Consider the following 21,544-nt stretch of genomic DNA (forward strand, 5'->3'; position numbering starts at 1 on the left):
GACGGGTGGTCAGGGTGCGGTGACGGACGTCGTGGCCTGCGCCACCGCGGCGCGCATCGCGTCGTAGTCCGGGTAGACGTTGTCGTAGGTGGGCGGCACGAGTTCGAGGCTCGTGATCTGCTGCGACTTCGCCTTGACGGCCAGGTCGACGAAGGCGGCCAGGGCACCCTGCGGGATGTCGGTGTCGACGGTCTGCACACCGGCCGACGCGACTGCCTGGAACTTCGAGAGCACCGTCGCCGGCTGGAACTGGGAGAGGAGCGCCTGCTGCACCTCGCGCTGACGAGCCATGCGGTCGTAGTCGCTCGTACCGTGCCGTGCCCTGGCGTACCAGAGGGCGTGGTACCCGTCGAGCTTCTGATCGCCGGGCTCGATCCAGCCGTCGACGTTGATCGGCTGACCGTTGCCGTCGACGCCCCCGTTGATCGGGATGCGCTGCTGCACGTCGACCTGGATGCCACCGAGCGCATCGATGAGGTCGACGAAGCCCTGCATGTCGATGAGGGCGTAGTACTGCACCGTCAGGCCCGTGATGCCCTCGACGGCGTCGCGCATCGCCTCGACCCCGGCGTTGCTGCCCCTCGACTCGGCATCGGGGTAGAGGTCGGGATGCTCTTCCCCGTAGGTGTACAGGAAGCTCACGAGGCAGTCGTCGCCGCAGTCGTAGCCGTCGGGGTAGTCGCCGTACAGCGGTGATCCCGCGACGAAGGGCGCGTCGTACAGGTTCCGCGGGATTCCCACGATGGTGGTCGCACCGGTCTCGGCGTCGATGCTGGCGACCGAGATGCTGTCGGGACGCAGCCCCGTGCGGTCGGCCCCCGCATCACCGCCGAGCAACATGATGTTGTAGCGACCGTCCACAGGAGGTGCGGCGTCGGCCCTCGATGTGAAGAGACTGTTCAGCAGACCGTGCTGCACCCCGGCGAGGTAGGCCCCGTAGGCGGCGGGCCCGACGGTCACCACCATCAAGAGCACCATCGCTCCGGCGAGGAATCCCCGCGCCGAGGGGGCCGTCCGGACGATGCGGGCCAAGCGCAACGTGTCGACGGTCAGCACCACCCACAACACCGCGTAGTACGCGAGGAAGACCTGGACGATCGTGAGGGCGACGACGTTGGTCGCGATCTCGATCAGGGGCGAGCGGAAGGCGAACGCCAGGACGATGACGACGACCGCGACCGCCCAGAAGACGAGGGTGGAGGCGAGCCCCCATCGCCCGAGTCGGCGGCTGCCCGCGAGCACCTGGGCCGAGCCGGGCACGACCACGTTCAGCAGGACGAGCACCCACGCTCTCTTCGTCATGAAGGGCTCGGAGGTGGCGTCGGGGTGACGCACGGGCAGGGACGTGCTCACAGTGATCGGCGCAGGTCGGCGTTCTTCTGCTCGACCAGACCGGCGAGGGACTCGGCGTGGCGGGCCAACCGCTCGGCGACGGCCGGGTCGTGCGTGCCGATGATTCGGGCCGCGAGCAGGCCGGCGTTGACCGAGCCACCGATCGACACGGTCGCGACGGGGATGCCCGCCGGCATCTGCACGATCGAGAGCAACGAGTCCAGACCGTCGAGCTTGGCCAGCGCGACGGGCACGCCGACCACGGGAAGGGTCGTCACCGAGGCGATCATGCCGGGCAGGTGCGCTGCTCCCCCGGCCCCGGCGATGACGACGGACAGTCCTCGACCGGCGGCGTCTCGACCGAAGGCGATCATCTTGTCGGGCGTGCGGTGCGCCGAGACGACCTCGACCTCGTGCGGGATGCCCAGCTCGGACAAGATCGTCGACGCGCCCTGCATGGTGGGCCAGTCGCTGTCGGAGCCCATGACGATGGCGACCTTCGCGGGTACGGCGGGGTCGTTCGGGCGCACGTCGGTGCTCTTCGGGTCGGACACGGACTAGAGGATAGCCGTCAGTCGGTGAAGAACTCGACAGCGGCGCGCGCCCGGAAGACGGCCTCGTCGAGGTCGTCGCCGACCACGGTGACGTGACCGACCTTCCGCCCGGGCCGCGGCTCCTTGCCGTAGTCGTGGACCTTGACCGCCGGCTGGTCGGCCATGAGAGCGGGGAGTCGGTCGGCCATCGACCCGGTCGCCGGTCCGCCGAGCACGTTCAGCATGACGCTCCACGGGCGGTGGCAGCCCGTGTCGCCCAGGGGCAGGTCGAGTACGGCCCGGAGGTGCTGTTCGAACTGGCTGGTGGTGGCCCCGTCGATCGTCCAGTGGCCGGTGTTGTGCGGCCGCATGGCGAGTTCGTTGATCAGCAGGCGATCGTCGGTCGTCTCGAAGAGCTCGACGGCCAGGACCCCGGTGACGTCGAGCCGCTCGGCCACCGTCCGGGCGATCTCGTCGGCCAGGTCGGCCAGGCGACCGGCACTCGAGGGCGCCGGGGCGAAGACCTCGGAGCAGACCCCGTCGCGTTGGACGGTCTCGACGAGAGGCCACGGGACGATGTCGCCGCTCGGCCGACGGGCCACGAGCTGCGACAGCTCACGCCGGAACTCGACGAGCTCCTCGACGAGGAGCGCGCCTCCGTTGCCGTCCTCGGCCAGGGCTCCGAACCAGTCGTCGGCTTCGTGCGCGGCCGAGACCACGCGCACGCCTTTGCCGTCGTAACCGCCCCGCGCGGTCTTGACGACCGCCCGGCCTCCGTGGTCGGCGAGGAACGCCTCGAGCTCGGAGGCGTCGTGGACGGCCGCCCAGTCCGGGACGGGCAGCCCGAGCTCGGTGAGCCGCTGACGCATGACGATCTTGTCCTGCGCGACAGCCAGCGCGGACGGCCCGGGATGCACGGGCACGCCCGCGTCGACGAGGGCGGTCAGGACCTGCTGGGGAACGTGCTCGTGGTCGAAGGTGACCACGTCGACCGTGCGGGCGAAGTCGAGGACGACGTCGACGTCGTGGTAGTCACCCACCTGTGTGGTCGCCAGCCTGGCCGAACTGCCCTCGGCCTCGGCGAGGACGCTGATCTCGATGCCGAGGTGCACGGCGGGCGGGATCATCATGCGGGCGAGCTGGCCGCCACCGATCACGCCGACACGAAGAGCCGTCATCGGACGACCGTCCCGCTCAACTGCGGTGAGTCCGGAGTTCCACCGACCGTGCACCGGTACGTGACGTTGGCGACACCGACGTCGCCTCCTGTGTAGAGCCCGGCGACGTCGATGGTGCGCCCCCCGGGCCCCTGCACGAGGGTCTGCGACGAACGGTCGTTCCAGGTGTAGTCCGCGCCCTGCGACCTCGTGGCCTCGTTCCGACAGGCGTCGTAGGCGCGGGCGTCGGTCCAGCCGTCCGCCTGGTCGGACGGCACGGGGACAGGCGTCTCGACGGTGTCGTTCGGGTCGTCCGTCGGCGCCGTGGGGGCGACCGTCTCGGCCCCCGTGTCGGGAGCCGACGGTGATGCGGTCGACGTCGGGCTGAAGCTCGACACCGTCGGCGTCGGGTCGTCGTCGCCGCTCGTGCACGCGGAGAGGGTGAGGGCCAGGGCCCCGGCGGTCAGCATGGCGATGAGGGCCCGGTTCGTCATGCGGTCATCGTATCGGTGGCATCCGGCCGGGCGGCGTCGACCTGCCGGACGGGGCCCGGCACCGGCACGAGATCGCGCAGCCACAGCTCGTCGCGAGGCTACGGCCGCCCGAGCCCCCGGAAATCGAACCCGGCCTCGCGCCACTCGGCGGGGTCGAACACGTTGCGCGCGTCGACGATGCGTCGCCGGGAGACGAGGGCGACGACGTCGGCCGGACGCAGCGCCTTGAACTGCGCCCATTCGGTGAGGACCAACACGAGCTCGGCGTCGCGGAGGGCGGTGGGGACGTCCCCGACGTAGGTGAGGTCGGGAGCCAGCCGGGCGGCGGTCTCGTTGGCTTCGGGGTCGTGGACGACCACGCCGGCCCCGGCGGCGTGCAGTCGTCGGGCGACGTCGAGGGCCGGCGAGTCGCGGACGTCGTCGCTGTCGGGCTTGAACGCCACCCCGAGGACGGCGACGCGCGCACCGCGCACCTCGCCGAGCAACTCGCCCGCGAGCTCGACGACGCGGTCGCGGCGGCGCAGGTTCACGGCGTCGACGTCGGCGAGGAAGTCCAGGGACTCGAGCCCCAACTCGCGCGATCGGGCCCGGAACGCTCGGATGTCCTTCGGCAGGCACCCGCCGCCGAAGCCGAGGCCGGCGTTGAGGAACCGGCGGCCGATGCGGGCGTCGTGCCCGATCGCGTCGGCCAGCTGCGTCACGTCCGCACCGGTGGCCTCGGCGATCTCGGCCATCGCGTTGATGAACGAGATCTTCGTCGCGAGGAACGCGTTGGCCGAGACCTTCACCAGTTCGGCCGTCGCGTACCCGGTCACGAGCCGGGGCGTGCCCGTCGCCAGAGCCGTCGCGTAGACCTCGTCGAGCACGGCCGTCGCCCGCTCACCGGCGTCGCCCTCGGGCACTCCGTAGACGAAGCGGTCGGGCGCGACGGTGTCGGCCACGGCGAAGCCCTCGCGGAGGAACTCGGGGTTCCAGGCCAGGTCGGCCCCGGAGGAGGCGCGGACCAGGTCGGCGAGTCGGCTCGCGGTGCCGACGGGAACGGTGGACTTGCCCACCACGAGGTCGCCGTCGGCGAGGTGGGGCAAGAGCCCCTGGACCGCGGCGTCGACGTAGGTGAGGTCGGCCGCGTCGCTGCCCGGGGTCTGCGGGGTGCCGACGGCGACGAAGTGGACCTGCGAACCGGCGGCGTCGGCCGGGTCGGTCGAGAACCGCAGTCGCCCCGAGTCGAGGGCCCGGCGGAGCGCCTCGGGCAGTCCGGGTTCGAAGAACGGGGCGTGACCCGACGAGAGAAGGGCGATCTTGCCCGGGTCGACGTCGATGCCGACCACGTCGTGCCCGAGGTCGGCCATGCACGCGGCGTGCACGGCTCCGAGGTAACCGCAACCGATGACTGAGATTCGCATTGTAATATCCTATATCACGCGAGCCGGATCAGATGACCCGGTCGTCGCCCCATGAAGTGGTGTCGGCGTGTCCGACGGACTGCTCGTGTTGGCGACGCTGCGCGACGCTGTTGAGGTTCGACTCCATCAGGTCGTGCAGGGTCGATTGGACGAGGTCGGCCGACGGCACGTCCCAGAGGACGAGCGGACGGTCGAGGCCGGTGTTGATCAGGACGTCTCCGCTGCGGAAGGCGCTCTGGACCGAGTTCTTGCGCACCGTGAGGTCGTAGCCGCGGCTGTGGAGCAACTCTTGACGAGTGCGCACGAACAGCCCCTTGCGCACGACGAGGCGACGCGAGGTGATGACGTAGCGCTTGCCGAGCCAGATCAGCACGGGCACCAACCAGAGCAGAACGATGAGGGCGACGGCCGCACCCAGCACGACGTAGTTCTGCCAGGCGACGTCGAAGCGACCTCCGAAGTAGCCGGTGGCCGCGCAGATGCCGACGAGCCCGAGGGACGGCCAGAACAGCACGCGGGCATGGGGACGCAGCCGCGCGACGACGTACTCGGTCGGCTGTGGTCCGTCGCTGCTCACAGGCTCATTCATACCGCAGATGCGTGACGTCACCCGAAGCGACGGCCGTCAGCCCGCCGGTCGAGGCGGAACGCACGACCAACCGGCCCGCCTCGTCGACGTCGACGGCCTCGCCCACGAGAGCCGCGCCTCCGGGGAGTTCGACGCGGACGTCGCGCCCCAGCGTCGCGCAGTGCGTGCGCACCAGCGACAGGGCGCCGCTCGCCACGGCGTCGCCCCGGGCAGCGGCGAGGTCGGCGACGAACCGGGCCAGACCGGAGACCCAGGCCGACAGCACGGCGTCGGCGAGCTCGTGAGCCGTGCCCCGCGCACCGTGCAGACCGAGCGACGTCGAGGTCGGCGTCGGCAGCTCGTCGGCCGGCACCGTGAGGTTGACCCCGGCCCCCACGACCACGGCGCTCGCGTCGGGCCTCAGCTCGGCGAGCAGGCCGCAGACCTTTCCGCCGGCCACCTGCACGTCGTTGGGCCACTTCAGCGTGACGTCGCCACCCGGGAGCAGGCCCTGGACGGAGGCGCGCATCGCGACGCCGGCGAGGAGCGGCACCCAGCCGAGCGCGTCGACCGGCAGGTCGCCCCGGTGCAGCAGGACGCTCGCCGCGAGGGAACGACCGGGCGCGGTCTCCCACCGTCGACCGAGTCGGCCCCTCCCGGCGGACTGGTCGAGGGTCAGCCAGGTCGCCAGGTGCGGCTCGTCGACGGCGGCCAGCAGGTCGGCGTTGGTCGATCCGGTGGACTCGAGCACCACGAGACGGGGGCTGACGGACGCGCTGAGGGGGAAGTCCATCGGGTCAGCCTAGGCGGCCTCGGTTGACGACTCCTACGACGTCCGACGGCGTCCACGCGTGGAAACCTCCAACGGATGGCTGCGGGTCGGTCAGTAGAGTGAAGCGCGTGACTCCTGACTCCGCGCCACCCACCGACGCCGCGCCCGACCTGCACACCACCGCGGGCAAGCTCGCCGACCTCAAGGCCCGCTATCACGAGGCCGTGACGGCCAGCGGCGAGGCCGCGATCGCGAAGCAGCACGCCAAGGGCAAGAAGACGGCCCGCGAACGAATCGACGAGCTGCTCGACCCGGGTTCGTTCGTCGAACTCGACGAGTTCGTCCGGCACCGCACCCACGCCTTCGGCATGGAGGCCAAACGGCCCTACGGCGACGCGGTCGTCACGGGCACGGGCACGATCCACGGCCGCCAGGTCGCGGTCTACTCGCAGGACTTCACCATCTTCGGCGGCTCGCTCGGCGAGGTCGCGGGTGAGAAGATCATCAAGGTCATGCAGCTGGCCCTCAAAACCGGGGTGCCCATCATCGGCATCCTCGACTCGGGCGGAGCGCGCATCCAGGAGGGCGTCGTCGCCCTGGGCAAGTACGGCGAGATCTTCCGACTGAACACGGCCGCCTCGGGCGTCATCCCCCAGATCTCGCTGATCATGGGCCCCGCGGCCGGAGGCGCGGTGTACTCCCCCGCGCTGACCGACTTCGTGATCATGGTCGACAAGACCAGCCACATGTTCGTCACCGGCCCGGACGTCATCAAGACCGTGACGGGCGAGGACGTGGGCTTCGAAGAGCTCGGCGGAGCCCTGACCCACAACAAGGTCTCGGGCGTGTCGCACTACCTGGCGAGCGACGAGGACGACGCCCTCGACTACGCCCGCGCGCTGCTCTCGTACCTGCCCGACAACAACCTGGCCGACCCGCACGTCTTCGACGTGCCGGTCGAACTCGAGACCACCGACCACGACCGCCAGCTGAACACGCTGATCCCGGACAGCCCGAACCAGCCCTACGACGTCATGACCGTCATCGACCACGTCGTCGACGACGGCGAGTTCCTCGAGGTCCAGCCGCTGTTCGCGCCCAACATCGTCGTGGGCTTCGGCCGGGTGGAGGGCCGTCCGGTGGGCGTGATCGCCAACCAGCCGTCTGCCATGGCCGGCACCCTCAACATCGAGGCCGGCGAGAAGGCCAGTCGTTTCGTGCGCTTCTGCGACGCGTTCAACATCCCGATCCTCACTCTGGTCGACGTGCCCGGCTACCTGCCCGGCACGGACCAGGAGTGGACCGGTGTCATCCGTCGCGGAGCCAAGCTGCTCTACGCCTACGCCGAGGCCACGGTCCCGCTCGTGACGGTGATCACCCGCAAGGCGTACGGCGGCGCCTACATCGTCATGGGGTCGAAGCAGTTGGGTGCCGACATCAACCTCGCGTGGCCCACGGCCGAGATCGCCGTGATGGGCGGTCAGGGCGCCGTCAACATCCTCTACCGCAACGAGATCAAGGCGGCGGCCGAGGCGGGCGAAGACGTGGCGGCCGTGCGCACGCGACTGGCCAACGAGTACACCTACAACGTGGCGAGTCCCTTCCTCGCCGCGGAGCGGGGCGAACTCGACGGTGTCGTCGAACCGGCCGCGACCCGCGTCGCCGTCATCAAGGCACTGCGGGCCCTCAAGACCAAGCGGGCGACCCTGCCGCCGAAGAAGCACGGGAACATCCCCCTGTGAGTGGTCGCCACGCCGCCGACTCCCCCGACCCGGCGGACTCCCCCACCGACCCGGTCGAGCAGCCGACGGCTCCCCTCATCAGGGTCGTCGCCGGGGACCCGACGCCGGACGAACTGGCGGCCGTCACGGCGCTGCTCGCCGCCGTCGCGGCCGGCCGGGCCGAATCGGCGACGACGACGTCCTCCCGACCCACGACGTCGGGCTGGACCCGATCGGCCCGGGCACCCCGTCCCGTCATCACGGCCGGAGAAGGCCGCTGGCGGGGTTTCGAGGGCTGACGACCCCGGAACGGGGGTAGACGCAGTCATCTTCCCCCACCTGTCCCCCTAAATGACGACTGCACCCGGGGCCCCGACCCACCATGCTTGCTCTTGCTAGGTGTCTCTCTCGGAGTCACACCACCAGCAGGACCACATGGGTAGTGGATTCCTGCCGGGGGGAGTCAGGGCGACATTCGGGTTGCCGCCCTGACTCAGGGTCTCGGAAGGGCCGGACGATCGTCCGGCCCTTCCCACTTCCACCCGCCCCGTTGCGAGGCTGCCTGGTGGGTGATCAGGGCGCCGAGCGAGGGATCTGCAGCCAGAGCTGCACCTCGTCGGCGTCGTCGTCCTCGTCCGCGTCGGCCGAGACACCCCGGCCGAGGGCGCTCGACGACAGGTCCGGCGAACCGAGCCCGACGACCGTGACGGCGTCGTCCCCCCCGCCCTGGACGGTCCGGACGATGATGCGATCGGCGAGCGAGCCGCGGAGGGCCTCGGCGAGCACGGCATGGACCCGCCGCAGGTCGGTGGGCCCGAGGTCGTCGAGGCCTCCCTCGTCGAGGAGGCTGACGACGGCCCCGCGACGGCGCGCCGCCATGACCTCGTGACGCACGTCGTCGTCGAGGAGGCGGCGTCCCCGGATCTCGTCCCGGATCGCCCCCTCGAGGTTCAGGCACTCCTGTCGCTCGTCCGCGGTCAGGTCACCGTGCCGATCGACGATGGTCTGGAGCATCGGCCGTGCCGTCCGGCCCGTCTGCAGCAGCCGGTACTGCCGCTCGTTCACGTGGGCTTCCTGCGCGGCCTGCCAGTCCGCCGCCTCGTGCTCGGCGAGGATGAACTCACGCGTCTCGCGCCCGGCACGCGTCAGCGTGCTCGACATCGCGTGGCTGAAGGCGACCCAGACCACGCTGCCGACGATGCCGAGGTCGGCGATCTGTTCGGCCCCGGCCCAGAGCACCCCGTGAGCCGCCATGAATCCGACCCCGAGCCAGGCGAACCCCTGGCGGCGTCTCGTCGACACGATCACCATGAGCGTGCCCACGGCCGCCACGTACCACGTGGCGTAGCCGTTCTTCACCGAGCTGTCGAGCTCCGAGGTCACGACCAGCGGGAGGACGATGCTGACGGCGAGGCAGAACGAGGCCAGCCACACGGGCATGATGACATGGCGACTGGGCCACAGCACGGCCACGGTCGCCGCGGCGTACAACACCATGCACGCGACGACGGGAAGCGGATCGGTGAACCGGTCCAACGAGGCCACGGCGAGGACCAGATGGTAGGCCGAGAAGACGGCGGCGAGCGAGACGATCAGCCACCGCGGCACGGAGACCCTCACGCGACGCCCTCCGGGATGCCCGTCTCGTCGGCGCGGTCGGGCGAGGGACGGGGAGCCGATCCTCCCTCGAGGAGGGCGCCGACCGGCCACTGCAGTCGCACGAGGGTTCCGCGCCCTGGTGCCGAGTCGATGGTCGCGAGTCCGCCGGCGTTGTTCAGCCTCTCGTGGATCGACACCCGGACACCCAGACGCTCGGTCGGCACCGTCGCCGGCTCGAAGCCCTTGCCCGTGTCGCCGACCTCGACGGTCGTGAGGCCGGTCGCCTCGCGGGTGACGTCGACCCACCGCCGGACACCGGGCGCGTCCCCGGCGTGCTGGGAACTGTTCACCAGGGCCTGCACGGCGGCGGAGTAGAGGGCCTCCGCGGCGGTGGACGGGATGCCCTCGCCCTCGATCGGGCCCCGGCGCAGCTCGACGGAGACGCCCAGGTCCGACACGGCGGCTTCGATGCGGTCGACCATGCCCGTGACCGTCGTGTCGGACTCGTCGAACGGAGTCGTGCTCGCCGCCGCCGAGAGGTGGGACATCGCGTTCCGGGCCATGTTGGTCGACAGCTCACGCTCTTCGGGTGACCAGGCCCTGGCCGCCTGGATGAAGGTCGTGAGGACGCTGTCGTGCACGATGGCGTCGACCTGCACCCGTTCGAGCTCGGTGGCGTGCTCGCGGATCGCCTCGGAGTACCGCGCGACCGCGGTCGCCTGGGCCTGGTCGACGTTCGCGGCCGCCTGGCGCAGGATCACCACGAGGATCAGGACCGCACCGCCGAGCAGGATCGCGTAGACGGAGTCGAGGGTCGCGCGCTGCGGGGAGACCGCTCCGCCCGACGGCGTCAGGCGGATGAAGCCGTAGACGGCGGGGGCGACGAAGAGGTAGCCGGTCGCGATCCAGGTGGAGAACGCCGACGCGGCCGAGGCCGTGGCGACGGTGCACAGGTACCAGAGCCAGGGCACGCTCGCCTGGACCTCGCTGGGGTCGTCGACGGCGAGGGGCCAGGTGACCAGCGCGATCAGGTAGGCGATCGCGACGAAGGCCTCGACCGTGGTCACGCCGCGCTGCACGAGGCTCGCCATGACCAACGCCAGGAACCCGCCGAACATGGCCAGGCCGATCACCCAGGCCCAGGCGAGCTGCATGCTCCCGACCTGACCGATCATCCCGGGCAGGGCCTGCAGGCCGAACACGAGACCGGCCGCGGCGATGATGCGCCCCAGCACCTTGTCGAGCAGGGCACGACTGATCGGGTTGCGCGGGGGCCGCAGGGGCCCGAGCGGGAGCGGGCCGGTCAGCCGACCCTCACCGGCCATCGCCACCGTCCGCGTCGAGCCCCGGCAGGATGCCGTCCTCGACGGCGCGACGGAGGAGGTCGACCTTGGTGGGTGCCGGGCGTCCGACCTCGACGTACTTGACGCGGATGCGGTCGAGGTACTCGCGGGCCGTCGAGTAGCCGATGCCGAGCTGTTGGGCGGCCAGCTTCAGCGGCAGACCCGAGGCGTAGAGGTGCAGGATCTCGCGCTCGCGACGACCCAACTGGGCCTTGGCGAAGTCGCGGTCGGCATCGATCGCGCTCGCCCACTCGAGGTTGTTGAGCACGTCGCCGCGGGCGACCGTGGCGACCGCGGCCATGACGGTCTTCGTGGCGGAGGACTTCGGGATGACGCCGGCCGCCCCCGCGGCGAGCGCCTCACGGACCGAGGCGACCCGGTCGGCGATGCTGTGCACGAGGACGGCCGACCCCGTCGCCTGGACGCGCTTGACGTTCTCGGTGACGGTCGAGCCGTCGCCGAGCGACAGGTCGAGGACGACGACGTCGACCTCGCGACCCGCGAGGTTCTCGACGAACTCCTGCACGCCGGCGGCGGTGAGGATCACCTCGAAGCCCTCGTTCTGGCACGCGGCCTGGATGCCGAGCCGCACCGACTCGTGGTCGTCGACGACGGCGACCCGCACGGGTGCTGTCTGGCGGGTGGCGATGGGGGTCTCGGTCGTGATGTCTGACACGGTGATCCTTCGGTCGGCGTGTGCCCTGGTCCCTGAATCCCGGGCGTGCACGGGGTACATCGTAACCGGACGGCGGCTCAGGCCGGCAGCAGGCGCACCACCGTCTCGACGTGGTGCGTGTTCGGGAAGAGGTCGTACGCCTGCAGGGCGTCGAGCGCGTAGCCCCGCTCGGCGAAGAGGGCCACGTCCCGGGCGAGGGCGACCGGGTCGCACGCGACGTAGACGACCTGGGCCGGGCGGAGGGCCGCGATCTCGGACACCACGTCGCGCCCGGCGCCCGAGCGGGGCGGGTCGAGCACGACCGTGGCGGCGGCGAGGCGCTCGCGCTCGGCGTCGCTCGCCTGCGACGCGGTCTGGCGCAACCAGCGCTCGACGCGTCCTGTCACGGCCGACGCGCCGATCCACTCGGCCAGGTTCTCGGACGCGTGCTCGGTGGCCCGCTCGTCGCTCTCGACGCTCGTGATGCGCGTCCCCGCACCGAAGCGGTCCCCCACGGCGGCGGCGAGGAGTCCGACCCCGCCGTACAGGTCGAGGTTGGCGCCCTTCGGGTCGAAGCGCTCGGGGTCGATCATGGTCTGCACGGCGGCGGTGAGCGTGGCCGCTGCCTCGCGGTGCACCTGCCAGAAGCCGCCGTCGTCGAGCCGGAACTCGCGGTCGCCGACGACCTCGGTGATGGTCGAGCGGGCCTGCCGCCCGATGATCAGACGCGCGCCTCCGCCGCTCGGGGCGACGACGTCGACGTGTTCCTCGCCGGGGAAGGCGTCACCCAGCGGCGCCACCTCGGCGACCTCCGGCGACGCGAGCGGCAGGTCGGGCACGTGCACGACCCGGTGCGACCGAGCCGCGTACTGACCGGGACGCCCCTCGGCGTCGAGGTGAAGGCGCAGGCGCGTGCGCCACCCGGTGCCGCCGCGCTCGTCGTCGCCGGGCAGGGCCTCGACCGAGACGCGGCCGTCGGCGTCGGCGATCCCGCCCATGCGGGTCAGCGCGTCGACCACCACGCGTCGCTTCAGCTCGCGCTGGTGGCCGAGCTCGACGTGCCCGAACTCGGCGCCGCCGGCACGGTCGGTCGGATCGACCTCGAGGGCGGCCGCGCCCCACACGTGGGGTCGACGGTGCTCGCTCGCCTCGAGGACGCTCACCGTGTCGGCCCGCCAGAACGCCTTCTTGCGGTCGTCGGTGATGCGCGCCACGACCTTCTCGCCGGGCAGGGTGTCGGTCACGAACACGACCCGCCCGTCGAGTCTGGCCACCGAGATGCCCCCGTGTGCGATGCCCGTCACGTCCAGTTCGACCTCGCGGCCCAGCATGTCTCCCATGCGTCGAGTCTGACAGGCTGGGCGGCATGACCGTCCCGCTCTACCTGGCCAGCACCTCCCCCGCCCGTCTCGCCCTGCTGCGCGCCGCCGGCGTCGAGCCGGTGCTGATCAGTCCCGGTGTCGACGAAGAGGCCGCGGTCGCGGTCGAGTCGACACGGCTCGGCCGAGCGCTCACGGCGGCCGAGACGGTGCAGCACCTCGCCAGGCTCAAGGCCGAGGCCGTGCTCGACACGGTCGTCGACGGCCGCCCCCTCGACGGGTTGGTCCTCGGGGGCGACAGCGCCTTCGAGTTCGACGGCGAGGTGCACGGCAAACCCCACGAGCCCGCCCTGGCGCTCGACCGGTGGCGCCGCATGGCCGAGATCGGCCACGGCACCCTCTGGTCGGGTCACTGGCTGGTCGACCACCGCGGTGGCGCTCCGCGCGTCACCGCCGAGACCCCCTCAGGAGGCGCGGGCCAGGTCGCGAGCGCGTCCCTCACCTTCGCCGACGACCTCGACCCGCGCGAGCTCGCGGCCTACGTCGAGACGGGCGAGCCGCTCGAGGTCGCGGGGGCCTTCACGATCGACGGTCGGGCATCCGCGTTCATCACGCACATCGAGGGCACCCCGAGCGCCGTCGTCGGACTCTCGGTGCCCGTGCTGCGGTCGCTCGTCCGGGGCTTCGGCGTGCCGTGGCACGAGCTGTGGACCTCGCCGACCGCCGGCTCCTTGTAGGTTGTGCCTCGCGCCTCCTCGTCCTTTTTGTGCACGTCAGCCAAAGGCGGACGGGGAGGGCGCAATAGGGTGGGGAACTATGCCGCGTATCAGCAAGGTCCTCATCGCCAATCGTGGAGAGATCGCCGTCCGCGTGATCCGGGCCGCGCGTGACGCCGGAATCGGCTCGGTGGCGGTCTACGCCGACCAGGACCGCGACGCCCAACACGCCCGCCTCGCCGACGAGGCCTACGCCCTGGGCGGGACGACGAGCGCCGAGACCTACCTGGTCATCGACAAGATCCTCTCGATCGCCCGCCGCTCGGGTGCCGACGCCGTGCACCCCGGCTACGGCTTCCTCGCCGAGAACGCGGACTTCGCCCGGGCCGTCCAGGCCGCGGGCCTGGTCTGGATCGGCCCGTCGCCCGAGGCCATCGAGCAGCTGGGCGACAAGGTCTCGGCCCGGCACATCGCCGAGCGCGTCGGCGCCCCGCTCGCCCCCGGCACCCTCAACCCCGTCTCGGGCGCCGACGAGGTGCTCGAGTTCGTCGACCAGCACGGCCTCCCCGTCGCGATCAAGGCGGCCTTCGGCGGCGGCGGACGCGGTCTCAAGGTCGCCCGCACCCGCGAAGAGGTCCCCGAGCTGTTCGACTCGGCCACCCGCGAGGCCGTCGCGGCCTTCGGACGCGGCGAGTGCTTCGTCGAGAAGTACCTCGACCAGCCCCGCCACGTCGAGACCCAGTGCCTGGCCGACGCACACGGGAACGTCGTCGTCGTGTCGACCCGCGACTGCTCGCTGCAGCGCCGTCACCAGAAGCTCGTCGAAGAGGCCCCCGCACCGTTCCTCACCGACGAGCAGACCACGAAGCTGTACGAGTCGTCGAAGGCCATCCTCCGCGAGGTCGGCTACGTCGGTGCCGGCACCTGCGAGTTCCTGATCGGCAAGGACGGCACCGTCTCGTTCCTCGAGGTCAACACGCGCCTCCAGGTCGAACACCCCGTGTCCGAAGAGGTCACCGGCATCGACCTCGTCCGCGAACAGTTCCGCCTCGCCGAGGGCGGCGTGCTCGACTACGACGACCCCGAGGCCCGCGGCCACTCGTTCGAGTTCCGCATCAACGGCGAGGACGCCGGTCGGGGCTTCATGCCCGCACCCGGTCCGATCCACGTCTTCAAGGCCCCGGGCGGTCCCGGCGTCCGCGTCGACAGCGGCGTCCAGGCCGGCGACGAGATCAGCGGGTCGTTCGACTCGCTTCTCGCCAAGCTGATCGTCACGGGTTCTTCGCGCGAGGACGCCCTCGAGCGTTCCCGTCGCGCCCTGGCCGAGTTCGAGGTCGCCGGCCTGCCGACCGTGCTGCCGTTCCACCGTGCCATCGTCGACGACCCCGCCTTCGCGCCGGCCGACGGTGCAGCGTTCTCCATCTACACCCGCTGGATCGAGACCGAGTTCGACAACACCATCCCCGCGTGGAGCGGCGAGGCCGAGGCCCCCCGGCCGGCCGACGAACGCGACACCGTCGTGGTCGAGGTGGGCGGAAAGCGCCTCGAGGTCTCGCTGCCGGCGGGCCTCGGGTCGCGCACCGCGCCTCCTGCGGTCGCGCCCAAGCGCCGGGGCGCGCCCCGGTCGTCGGTCGTCACCGCGACCGGTGCCGAGGTCAAGGCTCCGATGCAGGCCACCGTCGTCAAGCTCGCGGTCGAGGCCGGTCAGCAGGTCGTCAAGGGCGACCTGGTGCTCGTCCTCGAGGCCATGAAGATGGAGCAGCCCGTCGCCGCCCACCGCGACGGCACCGTCTCGGGCATCGCGGCCGTCGTCGGCGAGACGGTCTCGTCGGGTCACGTCCTGCTCAGCATCGACTGACCCCCGCGCCGGGCCCGGCGGCGACCGGGGACGCGCGTCGGCAGACCCTAGAGTGGACGCCATGTCTGAGACCACCACGCACCCGCTCGACGACCGCGCCGCCGACCCCTTCGAGGTCGCCCGCACCGCCGCCGCCGAGATCGCCGAGAAGACCGGCGTCGCCCGACACGACATCGCCCTGACGCTGGGCAGCGGTTGGGCCAAGGCCGCCGACCTGATCGGTGAGACCGTCGCCGAGGTCCCCGCGACCGAGATCACCGGCTTCGCCGCGTCGGCCGTCGTCGGCCACACGAGCTCGATCCGCAGCATCGCACTGCCCTCGGGCAAGCACGCCCTCGTCATGGGCGCCCGCACCCACTACTACGAGGGCCACGGCGTGCGTCGGGTCGTGCACGGCGTGCGCACGGCCGCCGCCACGGGCGCGACGACCATGATCCTGACGAACGGTGCCGGGGGCATCAAGGAGACCTGGAAGCCCGGCACGCCGGTGCTGATCAGCGACCACATCAACCTCACGGCGGACTCGCCCCTCGAGGGCGCGACGTTCATCGACCTGACCGACCTCTACTCGACGCGCCTCCGCGACGTCGCCCGCGGCATCGATCCCGAGCTCGACGAGGGCGTCTACACGCAGTTCCGCGGCCCGCACTACGAGACGCCGGCCGAGGTGCAGATGGCCAAGGCCATCGGCGGGCACATCGTGGGCATGTCGACGGCCCTCGAGGCCATCGCCGCGCGCCAGTCCGGCATGGAGGTGCTCGGCATGTCGCTGATCACCAACCTGGCCGCGGGCATCCAGAAGACGCCGCTCAGCCACGCCGAGGTGCTCGAGGCCGGGCGCGACGCCGAGGCCAAGATCAGCGACCTGCTCGCCCGCATCGTGGCGGCCCTGTGAGCGGCGACGTGACGGGGTCCGGCAGCGACGGCTCCCCGGTCTCGTCCGACCTCGAGCGGTTGATCGCGTCGGCTACCGCCTGGCGCGACCAGGACCCCGACGACGAGACGCGCGACGAGCTCGACCGATTGCTGACCCGGGCCGGCTCCGACGACGCCGACGCCTCGTCCGAACTCGCCGACCGCTTCGCCGGTCGCCTGCAGTTCGGCACGGCCGGCCTGCGCGGCGCCCTCGGCTCGGGTCCGAACCGCATGAACCGCGTGCTCGTGGCGCAGGCCGCGGCCGGCTTCGCGGCCTTCCTGCGGGGCCGCGAGTCGAGCCCCTCCATCGTCATCGGCTACGACGGGCGCAAGAACTCCGACGTCTTCGCGCGGGACACGGCCGAGATCATGGCCGCCGCGGGCGTCGCGGCCACGATCCTGCCCCGCGCCCTCCCGACCCCGGTGCTGGCCTTCGCCGTGCGCCACCTCGACGTCAGCGCAGGCGTCATGGTGACCGCGAGCCACAACCCGGCGCAGGACAACGGCTACAAGGTCTACCTCGGCGGTGTCGACGCCGGCTCGCAGATCGTGTCCCCGGTCGACGGCGAGATCGCCGCCGAGATCGAGAAGGCCGCGCAGTCCCCCGTCACGCGACTGGCCCGTTCCGACGACTACCGCGAGGCCGGTGACGACCTCGTCATGGAGTACGTCCGTCGCACCGCCGCGGTGGCCGGCACGGCGGCGAACGGTCGTCAGCCACGGGTCGTCTACACCGCGATGCACGGCGTCGGGTGGGAGGTCGCACGCCGCGTGTTCGCGACCGCCGGCTTCACCGAGCCGATCCCGGTCGGCGAGCAGAGCGCCCCCGACCCGGCGTTCCCGACCGTGGCCTTCCCCAACCCGGAAGAGCCCGGCGCCCTGGACCTCGCGTACGCCACGGCCGGCCGCGTCGAGGCCGACCTGGTCATCGCCAACGATCCCGACGCCGACCGGCTCGCGGTCGCGATCCCCGTCGACGGTGGCTGGCGTCGACTCAGCGGCAACGAGGTCGGCTCGCTGCTCGGCTGGCGCGCCGCAGAACGGGCACGACGGGACGACCGCGACGGCACCCTGGCCGCGAGCATCGTCTCGTCGCCCGCCCTGCGCGAGATCGCCCGGGTACACGGACTCGACTACGTCGACACGCTCACGGGATTCAAGTGGGTCTCCCGCGTCGGAGGGCTGCTCTACGGCTACGAAGAGGCACTCGGCTACCTCGTCGACCCCGACGTCGTCCGCGACAAGGACGGGATCTCGGCCGCGGTCGACCTCCTCGCCCTCGCCACCGAGCTGCACACGGCCGGGTCGAGCCTGGCCGAGCACCTCGTCGCCTTCGACGAGCGGTTCGGCGCCTACGCCTCCTCGCAGATCTCGATCCGGGTCGAGGACCTCGCCACCATCACGGACCTCACCGACGGTCTCCGCCGGCGCCCGCCGTCGACGATCGGCTCGCACCGCGTCGACCGGGTGGACGACTTCCGGGACGGGTTCGGAGCCTTCCCCGCGGGCGACATCCTCCGCTACTGGCTCACCGACGGCTCACGCGTCATCGTCCGCCCGAGCGGCACCGAGCCGAAGCTCAAGGTCTACATCGACGCGTCGAGCACCGAGGGCGACGCCGTCGCCCGTCGAGCCGCCGCCGAGGCGGCCGTGACCGATCTCGACGCGGGCATGCGCGACCTCCTGGCCTGACGGTCGGGGCGGTGACCGCCCGGACGACGAGAGAGACCCCGGAGGCGCGAGCTGCGCCTCCGGGGTCTCTCTCGTCGTGGCCGGTGCGGTTCGCCCCGGTGCCGCACGCCGCGGTCAGCCGAGCGACTTCTGCAGCTTCTCGGTGAGCTCCGCCTGGTCGAAGTGGTTCTGGATGACGATGACGTCGGCGAACGTGGAGCCGATGGCCTCGACGAACTCGGCCGACGTGAGGATCACCTGCGCATCTTCACCGACCGTCGCGATCGAGCCGATGTCGGCCGCGACCACGTCGGCCTCGATGTCGAGCTTGGCCAGGACCCGCTCGGCGTTGACCTTGAGGATTCCGCTGCTGCCGATGCCGGCGCCGCAGATGGTGACGATCTTCATTGTGGGGAGGTCTCGATCCGTGGGAGGGCGATCAGGCGGGGACGCCCATGAGCCGCCGCACCTCGTCGACCGAGGAGGCGGCCGCGAGGGCGGGGATGACGGAGGCCTCGTTGAAGACGTTCGCCAGGTCGGCGATCGACTCGAGGTGGCCGCCGACGGTGACGATCGCGAGGCCGAGGACCACGCTGACCGGGTCGTTGTGCGGGTGCCCGAACGGAACGGGCTCGGCCAGGGTCACGACGGCCAGGCCGTCGCGGACGACGTCGTCACCGGGCCGTGCGTGGGCCAGGGCGAGACCGGGGGCGATGACCACGTAGGGGCCGTGTTCGTCGATCATGCGGACCATCTCGTCGCCGTAGCCCTCGCGGGCGGCACCGGAGTCGACCAGGGCACGACCGGCCACTCGGACGGCCTCACGCCAGTCGACGACCTGGGCGCCGATGACGACGGCCTCGTCCGGCAGCGGCGGGAGTGCCATGGTCAGGCCCCCTCGAAGCCGGCGGTGATGCGGTCGGCCAGCGCCTCGCGGTCCTCGAGGGGCAGGAAGCACGACGCGGCGGCGTTGAGTTGGAAGGTCTCGTGGTCGTCGAGGTCGTAGTCGAAGGCCTGGCTGAGCAGGGCGAGCTCTTTGCAGAGGCTCGTGTCGCTCATCAGGCGGTTGTCGGTGTTGACCGTCACGCCGTAGCCGAGCTGGTACAGCAGGTCGAAGGGGTGGTCGTCGAGGTCCGTTCCCCAGGCGGCGATGGCACCGGTCTGCAGGTTCGACTGCGGCGACAACTCGAGCGGGATCTCGCGGTCGCGCACCCACGACGCGATCGGCCCGATCTCGACGGTGGAGGTCGACCCCTTGCTCGCGACGACCCGGATGTCTTCGGCGATGCGGACCCCGTGGCCGAGCCGGAGGGCCCGCCCGTCGATCAGCGCACCCCGGATGCTGTCGAGACCGTCGGCCTCGCCCGCGTGCACCGTGACGGGCATGAACTCGCGGGCCAACAGGTCGAAGGCGACCCTGTGGTCGGCGGCCGGGTACCCCGCCTCGGGACCGGCGATGTCGAAGGCCAGCACGCCGTTCTCGCGATGGCGCACGGCGAGCTGGGCGATCTCGAGCGATCGCTCGCCCTGGCGCAGCGCACTCAAGATCTGCCCGACCGAGATCTCGTAACCGTCGTCGGCCAGTGACCGCACGGCCGACGCGAAGCCCGCCTGCACGGCCTCCACCGCCTGGTCGAGGGTGAGCCCCTGCCGTTGGTGTTGCTCGGGGGCCCAGCGCACCTCGGCGTGGACGACGCCGTCGGCGGCCAGGTCGAGGACGAACTCGTGCGCGACCCGGGTCAGCTGCTCGCGGGTCTGCATGACCGCGACCGTGAGCTCGAAGGTCGCGAGGTAGTCGACGAGGGTGCCGGAGTCGGCGTTCTCGACGAACCAGCGGCGAAGCGCCTCGGGTTCGGACGCGGGGAGATCGATGCCGGCCTCGACCGCGAGGTCGACGATGGTCTCGGGCCGGAGTCCGCCGTCGAGGTGGTCGTGCAGCGAGACCTTCGGCAGGGCCGCGAGGCGCGGGCCCCCGTTCGGCAGCCGGTAGTCCTTGTCGGGAGCGCTCATGCCCTCAATCTACTAGCGCTCCGGGCGGCGACTCTGGACGCGCGCCACGAGAGAGGTGCGCTCTCCACGAGAACCGGCACCGCGCCTCCTGGACGGAGGCGCGGTGCCGGTGGGACGTGCTCGGGCGGGTCGTCAGCCGATGCGCTCGGCGACGATCGTGCGCGCCGCCGGAGCCTCGTCGCCGATCGTCCACGCCCCGTCGACGGCCTCGAGGGCACGCTCGAAGCGCTCGGGTTCGTCGGTGTGCAGGGTGAAGAGGGGCTGGCCCTCGGTGACCCGATCGCCCGGCTTCGCGTGCAGCTCGATGCCGGCGGCCGCCTGCACGGGGTCCTGCTTGCGGGCGCGACCGGCGCCGAGGCGCCAGGCACCGATGCCGAAGGGCAGCGCGTGCTGCTCGGTCAGGTGACCGCTGCGCCCGGCGGTGACGACGTGCGTCTCGCGGGCGGTCGGCAGCGCGGCGTCGGGGTCCCCGCCCTGGGCACGGATCATGCGCTTCCAGGCGTCCATGGCGCGTCCGTCGTCGAGGGCGGCCTCGACGTCGGCGTGGGGTCGACCCGCGAGGGTCAGCATCTCGCGGGCGAGTGCCACCGTGAGCTCGCGGATGTCGGCGGGGCCGCCTCCGGCGAGGGTCTCGACCGACTCGCGGACCTCGAGGGCGTTGCCGATGGTCAGCCCGAGCGGCACGTTCATGTCGGTCAGCAAGGCGGTGGTCGCGACGCCGGCATCGGTGCCGAGGTCGACCATGGTGCGGGCCAGCTCACGCGACCGCTCGATGTCCTGGATGAAGGCGCCCGACCCGAACTTGACGTCGAGGACGAGGGCGGCGGTGCCCTCGGCGATCTTCTTGCTCATGATCGACGACGCGATCAGCGGGATGGCCTCGACGGTGCCCGTGATGTCACGGAGCGCGTAGAGCTTCCCGTCGGCGGGGGCGAGGCCCGACCCGGCGGCGCAGACGACGGCGCCGCTGTCGGCCATGATCTCGCGCATGCGGTCGTTCGAGATCGAGGCCTGCCAGCCGGGGATCGACTCGAGCTTGTCGAGCGTTCCCCCGGTGTGGCCGAGGCCCCGGCCCGAGAGCTGGGGCACGGCGACGCCGAACGAGGCGACGAGCGGAGCCAGCGGCAGGGTGATCTTGTCACCGACGCCACCGGTGGAGTGCTTGTCGACGGTCGTCTTGCCGAGCCCGGCGAAGTCCATCGTCTCGCCCGACCGGATCATGGCCATCGTCATGTCGCGGATCTCTCGGCGCTCCATGCCGTTGAGGAAGATCGCCATGGTCAGCGCCGACATCTGCTCGTCCGCGACGTACCCGCGCGTGTACGCGTCGATGAGCCAGTCGATCTGCGCGGTGCTGAGGGCGTCGCCGCCCCGCTTGACGCGGATGAGGTCGACGGTGTCGAACGGTTCGACGGCGTTCTGGGTCACGGCGGGGCTCCTAGCAGTGGTGCGATGGGTGGTGCGAGGGCGCGACCACG

At 71.6% G+C, this 21,544-nt stretch carries 21 protein-coding genes; 6 read left to right on the forward strand and 15 right to left on the reverse strand.

Features of this window, described 5'->3' with window-relative positions; translation table 11 throughout:
• Positions 1-9: 9 nt before the first annotated feature.
• The 7 genes from ACIOSR_RS03855 to ACIOSR_RS03885 form a co-directional block, all read right to left on the reverse strand.
• Positions 10-1,302 (reverse strand): LCP family protein, encoded by a 1,293-nt coding sequence (locus tag ACIOSR_RS03855; protein WP_402751872.1) that lies wholly within the window; start codon positions 1,300-1,302, stop codon positions 10-12.
• Positions 1,303-1,349: 47 nt separating this feature from the next.
• Positions 1,350-1,817 carry a 5-(carboxyamino)imidazole ribonucleotide mutase gene (gene purE, locus ACIOSR_RS03860; RefSeq protein WP_200412284.1) on the reverse strand — a complete coding sequence of 156 codons (468 nt, stop codon included), beginning with the start codon at positions 1,815-1,817 and terminating at the stop codon, positions 1,350-1,352.
• 86 nt (positions 1,818-1,903) lie between these two features.
• Positions 1,904-3,043 carry a 5-(carboxyamino)imidazole ribonucleotide synthase gene (locus tag ACIOSR_RS03865; protein WP_402751873.1) on the reverse strand — a complete coding sequence of 380 codons (1,140 nt, stop codon included), beginning with the start codon at positions 3,041-3,043 and terminating at the stop codon, positions 1,904-1,906.
• On the reverse strand, positions 3,040-3,516 hold the full coding sequence (locus tag ACIOSR_RS03870) for a hypothetical protein (RefSeq protein WP_056046371.1): 477 nt from the start codon (positions 3,514-3,516) through the stop codon (positions 3,040-3,042). The genes ACIOSR_RS03865 and ACIOSR_RS03870 overlap by 4 nt, the downstream gene beginning before the upstream one ends.
• Positions 3,517-3,614: 98 nt before the next feature.
• Entirely contained in the window at positions 3,615-4,919 is a 1,305-nt protein-coding gene (locus ACIOSR_RS03875) for a UDP-glucose dehydrogenase family protein (RefSeq protein WP_402751874.1), read from the reverse strand.
• A 28-nt stretch (positions 4,920-4,947) separates the two neighbouring features.
• Complete coding sequence (locus tag ACIOSR_RS03880; RefSeq protein WP_285062925.1) at positions 4,948-5,496, reverse strand: PH domain-containing protein; 549 nt, start codon at positions 5,494-5,496, stop codon at positions 4,948-4,950.
• A gap of 4 nt (positions 5,497-5,500) precedes the next feature.
• Positions 5,501-6,280, reverse strand: a complete 780-nt coding sequence (locus ACIOSR_RS03885; RefSeq protein WP_402751875.1) for a biotin--[acetyl-CoA-carboxylase] ligase — start codon at positions 6,278-6,280, stop codon at positions 5,501-5,503.
• A gap of 107 nt (positions 6,281-6,387) precedes the next feature.
• Between ACIOSR_RS03885 and ACIOSR_RS03890 the strand changes: the two genes are divergently transcribed.
• On the forward strand, positions 6,388-8,001 hold the full coding sequence (locus ACIOSR_RS03890) for an acyl-CoA carboxylase subunit beta (RefSeq protein WP_200412272.1): 1,614 nt from the start codon (positions 6,388-6,390) through the stop codon (positions 7,999-8,001).
• Positions 7,998-8,279 (forward strand): acyl-CoA carboxylase epsilon subunit, encoded by a 282-nt coding sequence (locus tag ACIOSR_RS03895; protein ID WP_402751876.1) that lies wholly within the window; start codon positions 7,998-8,000, stop codon positions 8,277-8,279. Before ACIOSR_RS03890 ends, ACIOSR_RS03895 begins: the two co-directional genes overlap by 4 nt.
• A 274-nt stretch (positions 8,280-8,553) precedes the next feature.
• On the opposite strand, the gene ACIOSR_RS03900 is transcribed toward ACIOSR_RS03895, so the two are convergent.
• The 4 genes from ACIOSR_RS03900 to ACIOSR_RS03915 form a co-directional block, all read right to left on the reverse strand.
• Complete coding sequence (locus ACIOSR_RS03900) at positions 8,554-9,600, reverse strand: hypothetical protein (RefSeq protein WP_173151218.1); 1,047 nt, start codon at positions 9,598-9,600, stop codon at positions 8,554-8,556.
• Positions 9,597-10,904 (reverse strand): sensor histidine kinase, encoded by a 1,308-nt coding sequence (locus ACIOSR_RS03905; RefSeq protein WP_402751877.1) that lies wholly within the window; start codon positions 10,902-10,904, stop codon positions 9,597-9,599. Before ACIOSR_RS03905 ends, ACIOSR_RS03900 begins: the two co-directional genes overlap by 4 nt.
• The gene (locus ACIOSR_RS03910; RefSeq protein WP_123570456.1) at positions 10,894-11,598 is read right to left on the reverse strand and encodes a response regulator transcription factor; all 705 of its coding nucleotides are present in this window, start codon (positions 11,596-11,598) and stop codon (positions 10,894-10,896) included. The genes ACIOSR_RS03905 and ACIOSR_RS03910 overlap by 11 nt, the downstream gene beginning before the upstream one ends.
• 77 nt (positions 11,599-11,675) lie before the next feature.
• Positions 11,676-12,917: a class I SAM-dependent RNA methyltransferase gene (locus ACIOSR_RS03915; protein WP_402751878.1), complete on the reverse strand. Its 1,242-nt coding sequence runs from the start codon at positions 12,915-12,917 to the stop codon at positions 11,676-11,678.
• Positions 12,918-12,943: 26 nt separating this feature from the next.
• On the opposite strand from ACIOSR_RS03915, the gene ACIOSR_RS03920 reads away from it, so the two are divergent.
• The 4 genes from ACIOSR_RS03920 to ACIOSR_RS03935 all read left to right on the forward strand — a co-directional run bounded on the left by ACIOSR_RS03920 (position 12,944) and on the right by ACIOSR_RS03935 (position 18,077).
• Entirely contained in the window at positions 12,944-13,633 is a 690-nt protein-coding gene (locus ACIOSR_RS03920) for a Maf family protein (RefSeq protein ID WP_402751879.1), read from the forward strand.
• Between the two features lie 79 nt (positions 13,634-13,712).
• Positions 13,713-15,470: a biotin carboxylase N-terminal domain-containing protein gene (locus tag ACIOSR_RS03925; protein WP_056046390.1), complete on the forward strand. Its 1,758-nt coding sequence runs from the start codon at positions 13,713-13,715 to the stop codon at positions 15,468-15,470.
• 61 nt (positions 15,471-15,531) lie between these two features.
• A complete protein-coding gene (locus tag ACIOSR_RS03930) occupies positions 15,532-16,365 on the forward strand; it encodes a purine-nucleoside phosphorylase (protein WP_123570460.1) in 834 nt (277 codons plus the stop codon).
• An 8-nt stretch (positions 16,366-16,373) separates the two neighbouring features.
• Positions 16,374-18,077: a phospho-sugar mutase gene (locus ACIOSR_RS03935; protein WP_173152168.1), complete on the forward strand. Its 1,704-nt coding sequence runs from the start codon at positions 16,374-16,376 to the stop codon at positions 18,075-18,077.
• A gap of 114 nt (positions 18,078-18,191) precedes the next feature.
• On the opposite strand, the gene ACIOSR_RS03940 is transcribed toward ACIOSR_RS03935, so the two are convergent.
• The 4 genes from ACIOSR_RS03940 to ACIOSR_RS03955 all read right to left on the reverse strand — a co-directional run bounded on the left by ACIOSR_RS03940 (position 18,192) and on the right by ACIOSR_RS03955 (position 21,494).
• A complete protein-coding gene (locus tag ACIOSR_RS03940) occupies positions 18,192-18,464 on the reverse strand; it encodes a PTS sugar transporter subunit IIB (protein ID WP_402751880.1) in 273 nt (90 codons plus the stop codon).
• Positions 18,465-18,495: 31 nt separating this feature from the next.
• Positions 18,496-18,942, reverse strand: a complete 447-nt coding sequence (locus ACIOSR_RS03945; protein WP_056046397.1) for a PTS sugar transporter subunit IIA — start codon at positions 18,940-18,942, stop codon at positions 18,496-18,498.
• A 2-nt stretch (positions 18,943-18,944) separates the two neighbouring features.
• Positions 18,945-20,066, reverse strand: a complete 1,122-nt coding sequence (locus ACIOSR_RS03950) for an adenosine deaminase (protein ID WP_285062930.1) — start codon at positions 20,064-20,066, stop codon at positions 18,945-18,947.
• Positions 20,067-20,198: 132 nt separating this feature from the next.
• Entirely contained in the window at positions 20,199-21,494 is a 1,296-nt protein-coding gene (locus ACIOSR_RS03955) for a thymidine phosphorylase (protein ID WP_402751881.1), read from the reverse strand.
• Positions 21,495-21,544: the final 50 nt, after the last annotated feature.

This window comes from Frigoribacterium sp. NPDC087798, from assembly GCF_044742985.1.
GTDB lineage: Bacteria > Actinomycetota > Actinomycetes > Actinomycetales > Microbacteriaceae > Frigoribacterium.